At 67.7% G+C, this 15,938-nt stretch carries 17 protein-coding genes; 6 read left to right on the forward strand and 11 right to left on the reverse strand.

Annotated elements, in window-relative coordinates:
* Window positions 1-30: 30 nt before the first annotated feature.
* The gene (locus D0Z08_RS14770; RefSeq protein ID WP_118926022.1) at window positions 31-300 is read right to left on the reverse strand and encodes a nuclear transport factor 2 family protein; all 270 of its coding nucleotides are present in this window, start codon (window positions 298-300) and stop codon (window positions 31-33) included.
* A 184-nt stretch (window positions 301-484) separates the two neighbouring features.
* On the opposite strand from D0Z08_RS14770, the gene D0Z08_RS14775 reads away from it, so the two are divergent.
* From D0Z08_RS14775 to D0Z08_RS14795, 5 genes are read left to right on the forward strand one after another with little or no spacing between them, the layout of a single operon-like run.
* Complete coding sequence (locus tag D0Z08_RS14775; protein WP_182481311.1) at window positions 485-1,375, forward strand: VOC family protein; 891 nt, start codon at window positions 485-487, stop codon at window positions 1,373-1,375.
* Window positions 1,376-1,389: 14 nt separating this feature from the next.
* On the forward strand, window positions 1,390-1,977 hold the full coding sequence (locus D0Z08_RS14780) for a nuclear transport factor 2 family protein (protein WP_118926024.1): 588 nt from the start codon (window positions 1,390-1,392) through the stop codon (window positions 1,975-1,977).
* A 25-nt stretch (window positions 1,978-2,002) separates the two neighbouring features.
* Complete coding sequence (locus D0Z08_RS14785) at window positions 2,003-2,977, forward strand: phosphotriesterase family protein (protein ID WP_220454184.1); 975 nt, start codon at window positions 2,003-2,005, stop codon at window positions 2,975-2,977.
* A gap of 43 nt (window positions 2,978-3,020) precedes the next feature.
* Entirely contained in the window at window positions 3,021-3,491 is a 471-nt protein-coding gene (locus D0Z08_RS14790) for a nuclear transport factor 2 family protein (RefSeq protein ID WP_118926025.1), read from the forward strand.
* Window position 3,492: 1 nt separating this feature from the next.
* On the forward strand, window positions 3,493-4,491 hold the full coding sequence (locus tag D0Z08_RS14795; protein WP_220454185.1) for a cyclase family protein: 999 nt from the start codon (window positions 3,493-3,495) through the stop codon (window positions 4,489-4,491).
* Between the two features lie 39 nt (window positions 4,492-4,530).
* Here D0Z08_RS14795 and D0Z08_RS14800 read toward each other — a convergent pair whose 3' ends face one another.
* From D0Z08_RS14800 to D0Z08_RS14810, 3 genes are all read right to left on the reverse strand, one after another.
* Entirely contained in the window at window positions 4,531-5,388 is an 858-nt protein-coding gene (locus D0Z08_RS14800) for an SDR family NAD(P)-dependent oxidoreductase (RefSeq protein WP_220454186.1), read from the reverse strand.
* Between the two features lie 29 nt (window positions 5,389-5,417).
* On the reverse strand, window positions 5,418-6,560 hold the full coding sequence (locus tag D0Z08_RS14805) for an epoxide hydrolase family protein (protein WP_118926026.1): 1,143 nt from the start codon (window positions 6,558-6,560) through the stop codon (window positions 5,418-5,420).
* Between the two features lie 76 nt (window positions 6,561-6,636).
* Window positions 6,637-7,638: an LLM class flavin-dependent oxidoreductase gene (locus D0Z08_RS14810; RefSeq protein ID WP_118926027.1), complete on the reverse strand. Its 1,002-nt coding sequence runs from the start codon at window positions 7,636-7,638 to the stop codon at window positions 6,637-6,639.
* A gap of 244 nt (window positions 7,639-7,882) precedes the next feature.
* On the opposite strand from D0Z08_RS14810, the gene D0Z08_RS14815 reads away from it, so the two are divergent.
* Window positions 7,883-8,305 carry a nuclear transport factor 2 family protein gene (locus D0Z08_RS14815; RefSeq protein WP_118926028.1) on the forward strand — a complete coding sequence of 141 codons (423 nt, stop codon included), beginning with the start codon at window positions 7,883-7,885 and terminating at the stop codon, window positions 8,303-8,305.
* Window positions 8,306-8,330: 25 nt separating this feature from the next.
* Here the strand turns inward: D0Z08_RS14815 and D0Z08_RS14820 are convergent, their stop codons facing one another.
* The 7 genes from D0Z08_RS14820 to D0Z08_RS14850 form a co-directional block, all read right to left on the reverse strand.
* Window positions 8,331-9,935, reverse strand: coding sequence for an FAD-dependent oxidoreductase (locus D0Z08_RS14820; protein WP_118926029.1), 1,605 nt, complete (start codon window positions 9,933-9,935; stop codon window positions 8,331-8,333).
* An 8-nt stretch (window positions 9,936-9,943) separates the two neighbouring features.
* Entirely contained in the window at window positions 9,944-10,138 is a 195-nt protein-coding gene (locus D0Z08_RS14825; protein ID WP_118926030.1) for a ferredoxin, read from the reverse strand.
* Between the two features lie 71 nt (window positions 10,139-10,209).
* The gene (locus tag D0Z08_RS14830) at window positions 10,210-11,379 is read right to left on the reverse strand and encodes a cytochrome P450 (RefSeq protein WP_118926031.1); all 1,170 of its coding nucleotides are present in this window, start codon (window positions 11,377-11,379) and stop codon (window positions 10,210-10,212) included.
* The gene (locus tag D0Z08_RS14835) at window positions 11,376-11,891 is read right to left on the reverse strand and encodes an HtaA domain-containing protein (RefSeq protein WP_118926032.1); all 516 of its coding nucleotides are present in this window, start codon (window positions 11,889-11,891) and stop codon (window positions 11,376-11,378) included. Before D0Z08_RS14835 ends, D0Z08_RS14830 begins: the two co-directional genes overlap by 4 nt.
* A 20-nt stretch (window positions 11,892-11,911) precedes the next feature.
* Window positions 11,912-13,147, reverse strand: coding sequence for an ABC transporter permease (locus tag D0Z08_RS14840; RefSeq protein ID WP_118926033.1), 1,236 nt, complete (start codon window positions 13,145-13,147; stop codon window positions 11,912-11,914).
* A 29-nt stretch (window positions 13,148-13,176) separates the two neighbouring features.
* Entirely contained in the window at window positions 13,177-14,610 is a 1,434-nt protein-coding gene (locus D0Z08_RS14845) for an ATP-binding cassette domain-containing protein (RefSeq protein ID WP_182481312.1), read from the reverse strand.
* An 83-nt stretch (window positions 14,611-14,693) separates the two neighbouring features.
* The gene (locus tag D0Z08_RS14850) at window positions 14,694-15,848 is read right to left on the reverse strand and encodes a sugar ABC transporter substrate-binding protein (RefSeq protein ID WP_118926035.1); all 1,155 of its coding nucleotides are present in this window, start codon (window positions 15,846-15,848) and stop codon (window positions 14,694-14,696) included.
* Window positions 15,849-15,938: the final 90 nt, after the last annotated feature.

Raw genomic sequence — 15,938 nt, forward strand, 5'->3', positions numbered from 1 at the left:
CGATCCTCAGAGGACCCGGCGGCGACGCGATCACGAGGAGAACCGCGACGAGATCGGCCGGGAGCGGGAGAGGTGATGGCTGCAGCTGTAGCTCAGCTTGTCGCGCCAGGACACAGCCGCGTCGACCCAACCCTGCCCCGGTCCGACGTAACTACCGTGGTCGTCCCAGGAGTCTTCCCAGTAGGTCGTCCTCATCAGCTCGCGGTCGTGCCGGTCTGCTGCCCGCACGTACAACATGATGTTGTCGTGCAGGGCCTGCTTGTCCCACAGCTCCATCAGCTGCGCATCCGTCAACCGCACGGTCCACTCCCTTGGTCGCTAGCTCGAACCCTCGGAGGTTATCATTATAAACTTTTTGATGTAAGGTTCGTTCACGCCAACGGCGACAAGAAATCTGAGCAACGCCAGCGTTGCAACGGAGTTTGCATGCGAGATAGTGTGCAATCTGCCCCGTGCGTTGATGCGCCCTACTGGAGGACGGCCCGTGACAGCAGTACTGAGCATCTCCCACGTCGGTCTGCTCACCCCGGATATCGAGGGCTGCGTCCAACGCTGGGAACTGCTCTTCAACGCCGGCCGCACCGAGCTCCGCCCCACGTGGTATGCCTCCGACGAGGAGGTCCTGGCGACCTTCCTGCCGTTCGGCTCCTGCTCGATCGAGCCGATCCAGCCGATGCGGCCGGACACGATCCAAGGCGCTGCGCTCGCTGCCGGCCGGCCGGCGTTCCACCTGTCCGTCAAGGTCGCGGACATCCACGAGACAGTGCGCAACCTGCGCAGCCGCGGAGTGTGGGTCCAGCTCCGCCCACCCGGCCGGACGGTGACGCTGCACCGCGGCTGGCTCGACGAGTCGTCGACGCACGGTGTCACTCTCGAGCTGATCGATGCCGGCGAGGTGGCGTCCTTCCGCCCGCCCCCGGCTGCGGGTTCGGCACCCCCGCCCGAGCCGACGACGCCCAGCGACCGACCCACGCTCCGTTCGGTGGCACTGCGGGTCGATGACCTCGACGCGGCCCGCGACTTCTACGCCGGCGACCTCGGCCTCGCCGAGCAGCGTCCGGTCCAGGACGCCGAGGTGCTCGGGGTGCCCGTCCGCCACGCGGCTGTCCGCGCCCCGGAGGGCCTGACCGTCGAGCTCTTCGAGTACGCGAGCGAGAGGTCGGTGCCGGCGCTTCCCGCTCAGCAGGGAATCAGCCACGTGACCCTCACGACGGCCGACCTCGAGCTCCTCCGCGCTCGGCTGCACGCGGCGGAGGCGCTCATGACCGACGACAGCGCAAACGCCACCGGAGACGCCGCCGGGCTGTGGGTCCACTCGCGCACCACCGGCGGTCTCGTGGTCCACGTCCTCGCCGAGACCGACACCGCATCGTGAAGAAGGAGACCCCCATGAGCACCCCCACCGGCCTCGACCTCGTCCTGTCCAAGGAAGCGATCCGCGACGTGATCTACCAGTGGTCGCGCGGGGTCTCCCGCAAGGACTGGGACCTGGTCCGCGCCTGCTACACCGAGGACGGCGTCGACCTGCACGGGTCGGTCAACGGCGACGTGAGCGACTTCATCGCGTGGATGAAGGAGTACCACGCCCCGATCGAGCAGGTCATCTTCTTCTCGACGAACATCCTCATCGAGTTCGTGGACCACGACACCGCCTTCGTGGAGACCTACGGAACCAGCATCCAAAGGCACGACGCGACCGCCAGGGCGGCTCGGGAACAGTTCCTGGGCGCGGAGTGGGCCGACAAGGACGTCCCGATCGTGATCGACTTCGCGGGACGCAAGCTCGACACCTTCGTGCGGCGCGACGGCGTGTGGCGGATCGCGGTCCGCAAGCAGGTCTACGAAGCCGTGCACGCACGCGCCGCCGAGCCCGCTATGCAGGACTCGCCGGACTTCCGCGTCTCCCGCCGCGATGCCGACGATGCCCTGTTCGACGCGCGCGTCGCAGCCGGGCTCGACCGCCGCCTCTCCCTCTGATCGCCCACCAGCAGAGAGCTCTCACGTGACCGTCCGCATCCCCACCCTGACCGGCGACATCGACCCCTCAGAGCTGGGGCGCACTCTCATGCACGAGCACGTGATCATGCTGGGCTCCGGCGGCGTGATCCGCGAGTGGCCCGCGCTCTTCGACCGGGACGCCGCGATCGCGACCTCCATCGAGCGGATGGCACAGCTGGCGGCCTCGGGCGTCGACAGCCTGGTAGAGATGACGACCTTCGACCTGGGACGCGACATCGAGGCCACGGCCGAGGTGGCCCGGGCGTCGTCGGTCAACATCATCGCGTGCACCGGGGTGTGGCTGGCCGCCCCGCCGATGATGAAGAGGTACTCGGCGTCCCAGATCGCCGACGCGTTCGTGGGCGACATCGTGGACGGGATCAGCGGGACCGACCTGCGCGCCGGCATCATCAAGGTCGCGACCGACGAGACCGTCGACGACCTGAACCGGCTGTTGCTGTCGGCAGCGGCCGAAGCCCACCGCAGGACCGGCACGCCGATCGGCACCCACAGCAACGCGCCGGCCGGGAGCGGGGCCCGACAGCAGGACGTGCTGGAGGAGTTCGGCGTCGACCTGTCGCGGGTCCTCATCGGTCACTGCAGCGACACCTCTGACCTCGACTACCTCCGCGGTCTCATGCAGCGGGGCAGCTACATCGGCATCGACCGGTTCGGTCTGGACCGGATCCCGTCCACGGGCGAGGACCTCCTCTCGACGGCGGAGCGGGTGGCTGTCATCGCCGACCTCTGCCGGGACGGGTTCGCGAACCGGATCGTGCTGAGCCACGACGCCAACTGTGTGCACATGGGCATCGTGCACCGCGACGCCGTGGACGAGGCGCTGCCCAACTGGCACCACCTGCACATCCAGGAGGAGGTCCTCCCGGCCCTGCTGGACGCCGGCGTGACTCAGGCCGACATCGACACGATGCTCGTCGACAACCCTCGGACCTTCTTCGCCCAGGCCACACCGTACTGACCCGGCCGGCGACCTCTATCGCACGAAGAACACGGAGACACAGATGGGCGCACGGATGGACGCGCGCGACGAGCTCGACATCAGGAACCTCATCGCCCGAGTGGCCTGGATGACGGACAACTGGACGTCGATCGAGGAGTACCTGCTCAACTACCGCGAGGACGCCACGTGGGAGATCGAGGGACACGGCCAGTACCAGGGCCACGAGGGCATCGGCCGTCGGGTGCAGGAGATGCTCGACCAGGGCGTCTGCGGGCCCGGTCTTCCAGCACGCCACTCGGTCACCTCCCTCGAGGTCATCCCCGACGACGTCGACCCGTCCTCAGCAGTCGCCCGGTCCTTCGGAGTCATGATCTCGACGCTCGACGGCGAGCCGGTCGTCGTGAGCTACGGGCAGAAGCACGACTACGTGCGCAAGGGCGCGGACGGGGTGTGGCGGGTCAGCCGGCGCGTGATCGGCGTCCAGGCCTGGGAGGAGAAGACGCAGGCGGCCGCACACGCCCAGGGCTACTGAGGTGCCGGCGACCTACGAGCTCCCGCAGGAGATCCGGGAGGCCGCGCGACACGTCTCCAACTGGGGTCGCTGGGGCGGGCGGGACCAGCTCGGCACGCTCAACCACATCACCCCTGCCGCGCTGATAGCCGCCGCGGGCCTCGTGCGGGTCGGGAAGTCCATCTCGCTCAGCATCCCCCTGGACTCCTACGGTCCGCAGGGGGCGAGCGGCTACCGGCGCAACCCGGTCCACCTCATGTCGCTCGACGGCGGCGACGAGGACCTCGGCCCCCGCCTCGGGAATCCGGCAGGGAGTACCGAGCAGCACCTCGTCGAGGTGCTGAGAGGTCCCCTGCGGTTCAACGACGACTTCATCATGATGCCGCTGCAGGCAGCCACGCAGTGGGATGCACTCGCGCACGTGTACTACGAGGGCCGGCTCTACAACGGCTACCCCGCGGACTCGGTGACCAGCTTCGGTGCCACCGAGGCGGGCATCGACGCCGTGGCGGCACGGGGGCAGGTGGTCGGCCGTGGCGTGCTGCTGGACATCGCTCGTCACCGCGGCGTCGACCAGCTCGAGCCGCTCGCCCTCGTCGAGCCGGACGAGCTCGAGGCAGTCGCCGCGGCTCAGGGCGTGAGCGTCGGCACGGGCGACATCCTCGTCGTGCGCACCGGCTGGTGGCAGAACTTCCTGGACACCAGGGACCCGCAGTGGGGCGCCAAGTCACCCGGCGTGAGCTGGCGCTGCGCGGCGTGGCTGCACGAGCGAGGGGTCGCGGCCATCGCCTCCGACAACCTCGCCGTGGAGAGCAACTTCAAGGAGTTCCCGGGGATCCACCTGCCCTTTCACCTGCTCGCCATCCGCGACATGGGGATGATGCTCGGCGAGATCTGGGACCTCGAGGAGCTCGGCCGCGACTGCCATGCTGACGGCGTGTACGAGTTCATGCTGACCGCGCAGCCGCTCCTCATCACCGGCGCCGTGGGCTCTCCGGTGAACCCGGTCGCCCTCAAGTAGCCGCCGCCTCCTCGGGGAGGCGAGCGCGCGCGAGCAGGCTCAGCTGAGCAGGACGCCGCCGTCGACGGCGATGTGCGCGCCGGTCATGTAGCTCGACAGGTCGCTGGCGAGGAACAGCGCGACCCGCCCGACCTCGTCCGGCTCCCCGAACCGCCCCATCGGCACTCGCGCGGCCATCCCCTTGGCGTTCTCGCGCATCTCGTCCGAGACCTCCACCTCGCCGTAGCCCGAGGCATCGGTCTTGATGGGTCCGGGAGCGATCGCGTTCACGCGGATGTGGTGGGGAGCCAGCTCCCAGGCCGCGGTGCGGGTGAAGCCCCAGGCGCCGTGCTTGGATGCGTCGTAGTGGGCCAGTCCGAGCTGCGCCCGATGCATCCCCGCGATCGACGTCACGTTGATGATCGAGCCCCCTCGCTCCTGCTCGATCATGACGCGCGCGGCTGCCCGGGTGCACAGGAAGGTGCCGATCAGGTTCACGTCGATCGACGTACGGAACGTGGGGAGGTCGATGTCGACGATGCGACCTATGGGGAAGGCGCCGGCGTTGTTGACCATCACGTCCACGCCACCGAAGCGCTCGACCGCGGCGGAGACCATCGCGGCGACCAGTCCCTCGTCGGTCACGTCGACCTGTGCCGCGAGAGCGCTGTCGGTGCGCCGGTCGTCCAGCATGTCGACTAGCCGCTGGGCCGAGGCGAGGTCGCGCCCGGCCACCACGATGCTCGCGCCTGCCTCGTGCAACCGCTCGGCGATGCCCCGTCCGATGCCGCGCGACCCTCCGGTGACGATCGCCGTCCTCGATCGCAGGTCGGTGAGCTCGGGCAACGTCCGCGAGGTCGCGAAGTGCTCGATCTGCATCGCCTCCGCAGACTCGACGGTGGGTCCGGCTTCCGGCACGTCGACCACACTCCTCCTGTACAGCGTCTTCAGCGGAACATGCGGAAGAAGGTGCGGACCTCGTCGGTGAATTGGGCGGGCTGCTCGAAGGCGCCCTGGTGGCCGCCCTTGGGGACCTCGGTCCAGTAGCGGATGTCGGTGAACTCCTTTTCCACCCAGCGACGGGAGAGCCGGGTGATGTCGGCAGGATGCACCGACATCCCCATCGGCACGGTGACCGGCGAGTCGGCGTACTTCAGGGAGCTGGCATAGCTCTCCCAGTAGGCGCGCGCCGACGAGGCACCCGAGTTGGTCACCCAGTACATCATCACGTTGTCGAGCAGCTGATCCAGCGTGAACACCTCGCTGATGTGCTCCTCGAAGTCCGTCCACTGCCAGAAGCCCTGCAGCAGCCAGCCAGCCTGGCCGACCGGGGAGTCAGCCAACCCATAGCCGATCGTCTGCGGCCGCGTCATCTGGACCTTGGCATACCCCACCTCCTCGTCCAGGTACTTCTGGACCCGCGCCAAGGCTGCCCGCTCGGCGTCGTTCTCCGCCGTCTCCTCCGGCCGAGGGAACCGGGTCGGGGAGCTCAGGTGGAGCGCGATCACTTGCTCCGGCTGGGCCTGGGCGATGTTCTGTGAGATGAGCGCACCGTAGTCCCCGCCCTGCACGGCGAAGCGGTCGTAGCCCAGCCGAGCCATGATCTCGATCCAGGCATCGGCGATCTTCTCGGTGGTCCAACCCGAAGCCGTCGGCTTGTCGCTGAACCCGAACCCCGGCATCGAGGGGACCACCACGTGGAAGGCGTCCTTGGGATCGCCGCCGTGGCTGGCGGGGTCGGTGAGCGGACCGATGACATCGAGGAACTCGACGATGCTGCCCGGCCATCCGTGCGTCATGACGAGCGGCATCGCGTCGGGCTCCGGTGACCGAACGTGCAGCGCGTGGATTCCGATCCCGTCGACGACCGTGCGGAAAGAACCGAAGGAGTTCAGCCGCGACTCCACCCGGCGCCAGTCGTACTCGTTCGCCCAGTACTCGCACACCTCACGCAGGTACGACAACGGAACACCCTGGGACCAGTCGTCCACGGTCTCCTTCTCCGGCCACCGGGCATCGCGCAACCGCCGGCGCAGGTCCTCGAGCTCCTCGTCGGGCACCCTGATCTCGTACGCCTCTACAGCTGTCATGCGGCACTCCTCCTGATGTGGTGGTTCGGTCTCACAGCGACTCTGCGGCAGGCCACCGGCGAGTCGGCGGGCCCCTTCACGACGAGGCACCGGGCTCTGCATCTGCCTGGAGCACCGGGACGACCTCGGCCGCGAGGAGCTCGAGGCTCTCCCACGACAGGTCCGGATCCAGCCCGCCCGTCAGCATCGCGAACACCATGTGGTGCTTGTCGCGATGAGGTCTCAGGTAGTCGATGCACTCCTCCGGAGTGAGCACTAGGTAAGTCCCCAGCTTGCGCAGGTCATCGACCGTTTCGACCTCCGCGTAGGGCGTCTGCTGCCCCAGCTCCTTCGCCAGTTGGGCGTAGGAGTTCGACTCGTGCATCACATAGGGCGCGATCCGCTCCCAGTCCCGCTCCGGGTCGCGGCTCACGTGGATGTAGTTGGGAGGCGGGGCCGTGATGATCGGACCGACCGGCCGGCCGTGGTCGGCGCATGCCCGCTCATACTCGCCGATCATCCCTTCGGACCCCGTCATCGGGTAGAAGCCGTCTCCGTACTTCCCCGCCCGGCGCGCGGCAGCCGGCACGCTGCCGCCGACGAACAGGGGCGGCCCCGCCTCTGAGTGGGCGCGGGGCGAGATCGTGCCCTGCCGGCCGTCGAAGTCGAAGGGACGCCCGTCGAACGCTGCGCGCAGCACCTGCAGCGCTCGGTCGGTCCGCGCGCCGCGGTCCTTCATCGAGACGCCGAACATCTCGAACTCCGACGGCACGTAGCCCAGTGCAGCGGTCAGCTCGACCCGTCCCATGCTGAGCTGGTCGAGCACGCACACGTCCTCGGCGAGCCGCACAGGGTCCTGCAGAGGGACGATCACGACCGGGGCGAGCCGCATGTTCTTCGTGCGTGCTGCGATCGCGGCCCCGAGCAGAAGCGGGGAGGGGTTGTAGTTGTCGGCAGACCCGTGGTGCTCGGACAGCTGGACTGCGGCGAACCCCCTCGTGTCGGCCCACTCCGCCTGCTCGATCGCAGTCTGCGCCAGAGCCGACACCGGGGCCGCGAACTCCGGGCTCCGGAGGTCATATCGAAGCCAGAACTCCATGGTGGAACGACCTCCCTAGGGGCGGTGACCCGCGAACGTCAGTCACCGTGATGATGGTTGTGCACACACTATGGGATGCGCGATGTTGTTACAATCGTCACGCAAGGGTTGTTGGCGCGACAAATGTAGATGATCATTAAAAAGATAACAGGGCCGGGCGCGCAGGTCAGAGTTGACCAGACCCAGACGACCCTCCCCGAAGACCGCCGACAGCCGACCGACAGCCGGACCCAAGGAGATACCCGTGAAGACTGCCATCGAGGTGCACGACGAGCTGCAGAAGACGTTCGCGAGCGGAGACGTCGACGCGATGCTGCAGCTCTTCGACGAGAACTGCGTCATCCGCGAGGCGCCTGACCTCCCCTTCGGCGGCGACTGGAAGGGCCGCGAGGGGGTCGTCGCGCTCACCACCCGCATGTCCGAGCTCTTCGACATGGTGCCGACCCCCATCGGCACCTACGAGGTCGACGAGTCGAGGTTCATCGCCCACGTCTCCATGGAGATGACCTCGAAGGCCACCGGGGAGAAGCACACGATCCCGATCCTCGAGATGTACACCGTCAAGAACGGCCGCATCGTCGAAGCCTTCCCCCACTACTGGAATGCAGGTGCACTGACCACGCCGGTGTCCGCGGACGACATGGGTCTCGCCGCCGAGGAGAGCTGAAGCAGCGGCCTCCCTCGTCTGCGGATCAGGAGCCTGAGCGCGCGGCCGCGACGAGCTCGTCCACCCGGACGAGCTTCTTGCGCGGCCGCCCCAGCGCCTTGCCTGCGCCCAGCTCTCGGCGGTCGATCTGCTTCCAGCCGCCCTGGTCGACGAGATCGGGCTGCCGGCTGGACACGAGCTCCTCGAGATGGTCGACCCCGAACGGGGGCTCATGCAGTCGTCCGGCGGCCAGGTCGTGCAGGACGGAGTCGACGGTCTCTGCAGCGTCCGACTTGTTGGTGCCGATCACTCCGTTGGCACCCCGCTTGATCCAGCCGGCGCAGTAGACGCCCTCCACCGCCTCGCCCGACTCCGGCTCCCAGACGCTGCCGGCGGTGTGCGGAAGGGTGCTGGTCGTGTCGTCGAACGGCAGCCCTTCGACGCGGTTGCCTCGGAAGCCGACGGCGCGCACGACGAGAGACGTCTCGATGGTCTCCAGTGTCCCATCGGCCCTGCGGAAGGTGACCGACTCGACCGCGTCCGTGCCGTTGATGGACTCCGGCATCAGGCCGAAGCGCAATGTGATCGTCCGCTCGCCGGCCCCGGGCCGTCGGTCGGCCGCAGCGGTGACCACCGCGCTCCGGTGGCCCGGCACCTCGGCCACGTGGGCGATCTCGTCGGACTTGGCAAGGAGCGCTACGCCGTCGAGCTGCGCCAGTGCCGACACCTCGCTGGTGGTGTACGCCGCGTGCTCCGGCCCTCGACGACCAGTGACGACGATCTCGGTGACTCCGCTCCCGGCGAGCGCCTCGATCGCGTGGTCCGCCATGTCGGACGTCGCCAACGTGGTGTCTGACCGTGCGAGGATCCGGGCGACGTCGAGCGCGACATTGCCATTGCCGATGATGACCGCGGTCTTCCCGCTGAGGTCGAACTCGCGATCGGCGAAGTCGGGATGGCCGTTGTACCAGAACACGAACTCGCGGGCCGAGACCGATCCTGCAAGATTCTCACCGGTCACCCCCAGCCGGCGGTCGTCGCTCGCGCCACCCGCCCAGATCACCGCGTGGTGATGTTCGAGAAGCTCGGCCACGGACACGTCCCTCCCGACCTCCACGTTGAAGAAGCAGTGCACGTTCGGTCGAGCCAGGGCTGGCGTGAAGCGCTTGGCGATCAGCTTCGTATTGGGGTGGTCCGGCGCGACCCCCGCCCGCACGAGACCGAACGGGGTGGGAAGGCGGTCGAAGAGCGACACTGTCACGCCCTTGATCGCGCTGAGCTCCGACGCCGCGTAGCAGCCCGCAGGTCCCGACCCCACGATCGCCACGGACAGCTGCGGTCGCTCCTCCGGAAGCCGTCGCCGCACCGGATCCGGCGGCTCGGACTCCTCGATCGGGCTGTTGACGAAGTATGCGGCGTTGATGTCCAGGTACGCGTCCAGATGTTCGGGAAGCTCCCAGTCCGCTGTGATAGCGCTGACCGGGCAGGTCTGCACGCACGCCCCGCAGTCGATGCAGGTCGCCGGATCGATGTACAACTGCTCCGCGGTGGTGAAGTCGGGATCACCCGGCCGTGGCCGGATGCACTGCACCGGACACACGGACACGCACGAGGCGTCGTTGCAACATCCGCCGGTGATGACGAAGGTCATGCGTGCCGCTACTCGCTGATGAGGATCGCGGCCTCGGGACAGTTGATGGCTCCCAGCCGCGCCTCGTCGGCTCGGTCCGCCCCCACCTCGAAGGTCTGTCCGATGGCGGCGTTGTAGCCGATCTCGTCGTCCTGGTAGACGCCCTTGGCGAGGGTGTAGCAGCGACCGTGGCCGCTGCACTTGTCCGTGACGCTCACCTGCATGTCTGGATCTCCTTCAGGTCTCGTGTTGCTCGCGGCCGCCCGGTGCGGCCGCACATGTCAGCGACGGCTTCTCAGCCGAGTTCGTCCCCGATGAGCAGGCGCACCCCGTGCACCTCTCTGCCGATGCCCGTCGTGATGCGGGGCTGGGACTCGGGGTCGAGGGTGAAGTGGGGGATCGCGGCGAGGAACTCCTCGAGAGCGACCCTGACCTCCAACCGGGCGAAGTGCGAGCCCAGACACCGGTGGATCCCGGAGCCGAAGGCCAGGTGACCCTGGGCCTGGCGGTGGACGTCGATCTCCAGCGGGTCGTCGAACATGCGCGGGTCGCGTGCCGCCGTCCCGAAGCCGACCATCACCCGGTCACCCTGCTTGATCTTCTGGCCATGGAGCTCCAAGTCGCGGGTTGCCGAGCGCCCGAGGCCAACGACCCCCGGATAACGCCGGATGAACTCCTCCACAGCAGCCGGGATGAGGCTCGGGTCGTCGACCAGCTCCGCCCGGAGGTCCGGATGCGTGGCGAGGTGGAGCAAGCTCTGGTTGATCGCGTTGATCGTCGTGTCCAGCCCGCCCACGATCAGCAGCGACAGCGTGTTGCACTTGTCCTCCCAGGCCACAGGCTCACCGTCGACCTCGAGGTTCAAGAGCGCCTCGATCATGGGCGACCGCTCCGGCACCTCGAGCTGTGACCTGAGAATCTCGTCGACGTACCTCCCGTATTCGGCCAGTGCCTCCTGGTCGAACGGCGGCAGGTTCCACCGGTTGATGAGCTCCAGCATCTTCGGGGCGACCTCTCGCGGCAGTCCGAGGACGCCCGAGAAGAAGACGTTGCTGATGTACGTGGCGGAGAGGTCCGCGTCGAGGTCGCACTCTCTCTTCTCCTTGATGGCGGCGACGAGAGCCCGTGCCTCCTGCCGCATGAAGGGCTCCAACGGCCCGATGGCCCTCGGAGCGAACAGCTTCGCGAAGGGGTCCCGGAAGTGTGGGTGCAGCGGGGGATCCACGGCTGTGGGCCGGAAGTGCGCCCCGCTCTCGTTCCAGGGAATGGTGCCGCGGGAGCTCGTGAACGTCTCCCAGTCGTTGGCGACAGCACGGACATCCTCGTGGCGGGTCACGATCCACATCCCGCTCGCCCTCACGATCGGGCGCTCCTCGAGGATCTCCGCGATGATCTCGTCGAAGTTGTCGTTGAACTCCGGGCTGAAGTAGTCCAGCTCTTCTGGGAGGGCTCCGTCGATCGTCATGCTCCACCTTCTTCGTTGTCGTGTGGTGTCGGGAGAAAGACGGCGAGGGGCTCCATCTGCTCTCCGGCTGGATAGACGTCGTTGAAGAGAGCCGTGCCCTCCTCCGCGAGTCGGACGTCCTTGCTCAGCCAGATGCGAAGCCTGCCGCTCGCGGGACGGGTCTCGAGGGTGAGGCGTGCTAGCTGGAGCCGACGTCCAGGGTCGGCGCGGGACGGGTCGAGGATCGTGAGCACAGCCTCTCCGCCTCGGGCGGTGATCCACGGGTCCGCCACCCGCACGGACAGCAGGCCGCCATGCCCGGAGAGCCGGACCTCGCCGCGGAAAGCCAGGAGGAGGTCGGCGTCGTCCGCCTCGGGCACCGGCAAGCCGGCAGGCTCCCACACGAGCAAGTTGCCCGCCGCCGGCGTCGCGCCGTCGACCGCCGAGGCTCGGCTGTCGGGCATCGCAGCGATGTAGTCCATGAAGCTCGCCTTGATCCCCCAGTGGAGCCCTAGGAGCCGCTGCTGGCTCATTTGGCTTTCCTCGCTGGTCGTCAGCGGGACCGGCGGACGACGCTGCTGAGGGCGACCGCGCCGATGAGGACCGCACCGTTGATGACGTCTGCCCACGTGTAGGCGACTCCCCCGGCGACGAGGCCTGACGCCACGTAGATCAGGCCGACCGAACCGGCGACCGCTCCCCAGATGTGGAAGCGCCCGCGAGAGATGAGGACCGTCGCGAGGAACGCCCCGGCGTAGGCCGGAAGGAGGAACCCGTCGGCGGCACCCTGGATCGCTGACCCCTGCGCGGCCGACAGCATGATGCCCGCTACTGCTGCCATGAGCCCCGCGAGCACGAACGCCATCGTGGTGTGCTTGGCCACGCTTATGCCCGCGTAGCCGGCCGCCCGCGGGTTCGAGCCGACGGCGTAGATGTTGCGTCCGAAGGTGGTGTAGGTCATGAGGATCCACAGTCCGGTCGCCAGCGCAAGGAAGATCACGACGTTCAGGCTGACCCGTTCGAGGATGCCGGACACCGCAACGCCGCCCAGGACGACCGCCGCAACTGCAGCCAGGATCGCCACCCGGACGGGCCGCGACATGCTGGACGGGAGAGCACGGCCGTTGATCGTGTGCAGAAGAGCCGCCACCAGGACCAACAGGATCCCCACAGCCACCGGAGTGGACGCCACGTACTGGAAGCTGCCGAGGTAGTCCCGGAACCACGGCGGCAGCGGGTGGTCGGTCGGCGAGGGCGTGATGGCCTGTCCGCCGTCGGAGTAGACCCTACCGAGGCCCAGGAGCACACCCCCCGTCCCGAGAGTGGCGATGAAAGCGTTGATGTGCATCTTGGTGACCAGGAGGCCGTTGACCAGGCCGACCACGCTCCCCAGCAACAAGGTCAGGAGAATCGCTGCCCAGATCGGCACGTCGTTGCGATAGAACAGCCCGATCACGACGAAACCGCACAACGAGGCGTTGTAGGCGATGCTGAGATCGAACTGCCCCACCGACAGACAGACCACGACACCAAGGGTGATGACCATCGCCGGGACAGCCTGGCTGAACTCCAGCATCCGCAGGGAGGAGTTGTAGAAGTCGCCTCCCAACCAGAGGGCGAACACGACGAAGATGAGCACGAACAGCGCGGGACTGCCGAACAAGCTGATGAGTTCGGTCGGCGTGACCCCGGCCAGCCGCGCCCTCGAGCGCCGCGGAGCGGAGACCTCATCTGGCGACACCGGATCGCCGAAGGGCGCCAGGGTCTCCTCGATCACTTTGTCGGCCATGAGCTTTCCTCTGTTTCTGATGACTGATTTCAGCCGAGCGCCGTGCGCAGGCTGCAGAACTCTTCAATGCCGTCCGCGTCGATGACGGACTCGACCTGACCGTCGTCGTCGATGACCACGATCCGGTCCGCCAGGGACGCCAGGTCCTCCATGTCTGACGACGCAACCATCACGGCGCACCCGTCCTGGGCGAGCTTTGTGACGAACGAGTAGATCTCACGGCGTGTGGCGACGTCGACGCCGCGCGTGGGTTCGCAGAGCACCACGCAGCCAGGCTGATCGGCAACGACCCGTCCCAAGAGGGCCTTCTGCTGATTCCCTCCGGAGAGCGTCGTGATCACGGCGTCGGTGTTCCGCGGGATGACGTTCAGCTCGACGGCCGCGGCCGAGATCTCGTCACGCATCTTCGCCAGGTTGATCAGACCGAGTCGTCGCCAGCGGTTCGAGTTGCCCATCGACATGTTGAACTCGACAGTCTGGTCCGGGAACGTCCCGTCCACATCACGGTGAGCCGGCAAGCAGGTGACCTTGGTGCCTGGCCGGACCTTCACCCTCCCGTGCCGAGGTCGGATCACGCCCGCCACGAGGTAGGCGGCGTCGTGGAACCCCGACACCGAAGAGCCGTAAAGCCCGGTGATGGAGCCCTCGTGCAGCGTGAGGCTCAGGGGCCCGATGCGATTGACCGACACGTCGGTCAGCTCGACGACGACCTCTCCTCGCGGCTCGCCGCCACCGGACTGATGGGTGGTCAACGCCTTGTTGCGCCCGCTGGACATCACCTCGACCAGCGCGTCCCGCTCGACGTGCCCACCTTCGTCCAACGCGACCTTGCCGTCGACAAACACCACGTAGCGGTCGACATGACCGACGACCTCTTCGAGGCGGTGCGTCACCATGACCACGGTCGCGCCCTTTCGGGCGGCGCCCTTCAGGTGCTCGATCAGCCAGAACGCCTCGGCGCGAGGAAGGCTCGCGGTCACCTCGTCGACGACGATGACCTCCGCGCCGCGCGACCACAACCGCGCCGTCGCGATCAAGGCGCGCTGCCCGAGGGACAGGTCTCGCAGCAGGGTCCGAGGATCGACGGCAGACAGTCCGACGAACTCGAGCATCTCTTCTGCGCTGCGATACTCGCTGCTCAAGGAGAGGAACGGCTTCGACATGCCCGGCCCGAGGAAGAGGTTCTCGGCCACGCTCATGTCGTCGAACAGGCCCAGGTCCTGATGGATCACCCCCGCAGAGGCTGCCGCGTCGCCCTCAGACCCAAGCCTCAGCGACCCCGCGGTACAGGCGATCACGCCGTCGAGCAGCTTGATCAGGGTCGACTTGCCGGCCCCGTTCGGACCCAGCAGAGCGACGAACTCGCCCGCCCGCAACGTGAGGTCCACCTTGTCGAGAGCCGTGTGATCGCCGTACTTCTTGGTCAGGCCACGACACTGAACGGTGACCCTCTGATCGGACACGGATGACTCACCCCCCGTGCGGTCGCCGGGCGCCATCGCCGCCTCGCGGCGGCGGCGGTCCCTGCGGTGCTGCTGCATAGCCATCAGCTGCTCAGGCCCCACTGCTCGTAGAACGCGCTCTGCATGTCCTCCGGCACCCAGCGACCGTCCTCGTTGACGTAGTCAGCAGCGTTCTGCTGCATGATCGGCACCGCGGGGTTGTTGCCGTAATCCGGCACCTCTTGGCCGTTGAAGACCCGGGCGAGGGCGTCGACGTCGGCGTAGGCAACGAACAGCTGCGAGATGAGCACGGTGCCAGCCAACAGGGGGGCGTGCTCACCGTCCGCGATCTGCTGTCCGATGGGCGCATCGCCATAGGTGTCGAAGATCTTGAAGTCATCGCGGCCCGCCTGCTCGGCCAGGTTGACCATCGCGGTCGTGCCAGGGGTGAAGGGCGTGATCACCGCATCGATCGTGCCCGGCGGGTACTCGCGCAGCATGTTGGTGAAGGAGGGAACCGTGGGCTTGCCGATGTCGGAGTTCGCGTAGGGGACCTGGACGACCGTGCAGTCCGGGCACTGCTCGCCGATCAGCCTCTCCTGCTCCGCGTTGTTGGCCACGACCGTCGCGGCCTCGTTCGTCACGAGGACGATGGTTGCGTCGTCCTTGTTCACCGCGGCCAGCACCATCGGAATCTGGTGCTGCACCAACGACTCGGCGCTCGAACCGACCAGCGTGACGCCGTCCACCGGATCTGACGGCTTGCACTCGTTGCACACGATGGGGATCCCTGCGTCCTGGGCGGACTTGATAGCCTCCGGGACGGTGTGCGGCGGGATCGAGCCCAGGATGATCCCGTCCGTCCCCCGCAGCACGGCCTGCTCGATCAGGGTCGCCTGCACGCTCGGCGTGAACTCGCCGTCGTACGGACCGTCCACCGTCCAGCCAGCCTTCTCGATCACCTCGACTTGATCCGCCTGCACCTCGGCGTTGCCGCCGGCTGCCACGCCGAGGTTGATGAAGGTCACCGTGTGCTTGCCGAGGTCGACGGGCTCGGTCGGGTACGGCAGGGTGAAGTCCTGGCTCAGCACCTCGTCCAGGGCGTCCTGGTCGGCAGCCCCCCCGCTACCGCTGCCGCCTTCGCTTGAGGATCCGCAGGCAGCGAGCGTGAGAGCCGCGACCGCCGCGCCGGCCGCCGCCAGCGCCGTGGACTTTCTGGGCCGTGACCGGACCGACGTCGTCCCGTGGAACCGCCTCATCTGCGCTACCTATCTGTGTTGGTGGTGACCTTGGCCGAGTGGCGAAGGTCGACTTGCACCCGGGGGCGGGTGGCGTTCAACGGCCGAGCC

It is taken from the genome of Nocardioides immobilis, assembly GCF_003515065.1.
Classification (GTDB): Bacteria; Actinomycetota; Actinomycetes; order Propionibacteriales; family Nocardioidaceae; genus Nocardioides; species Nocardioides immobilis.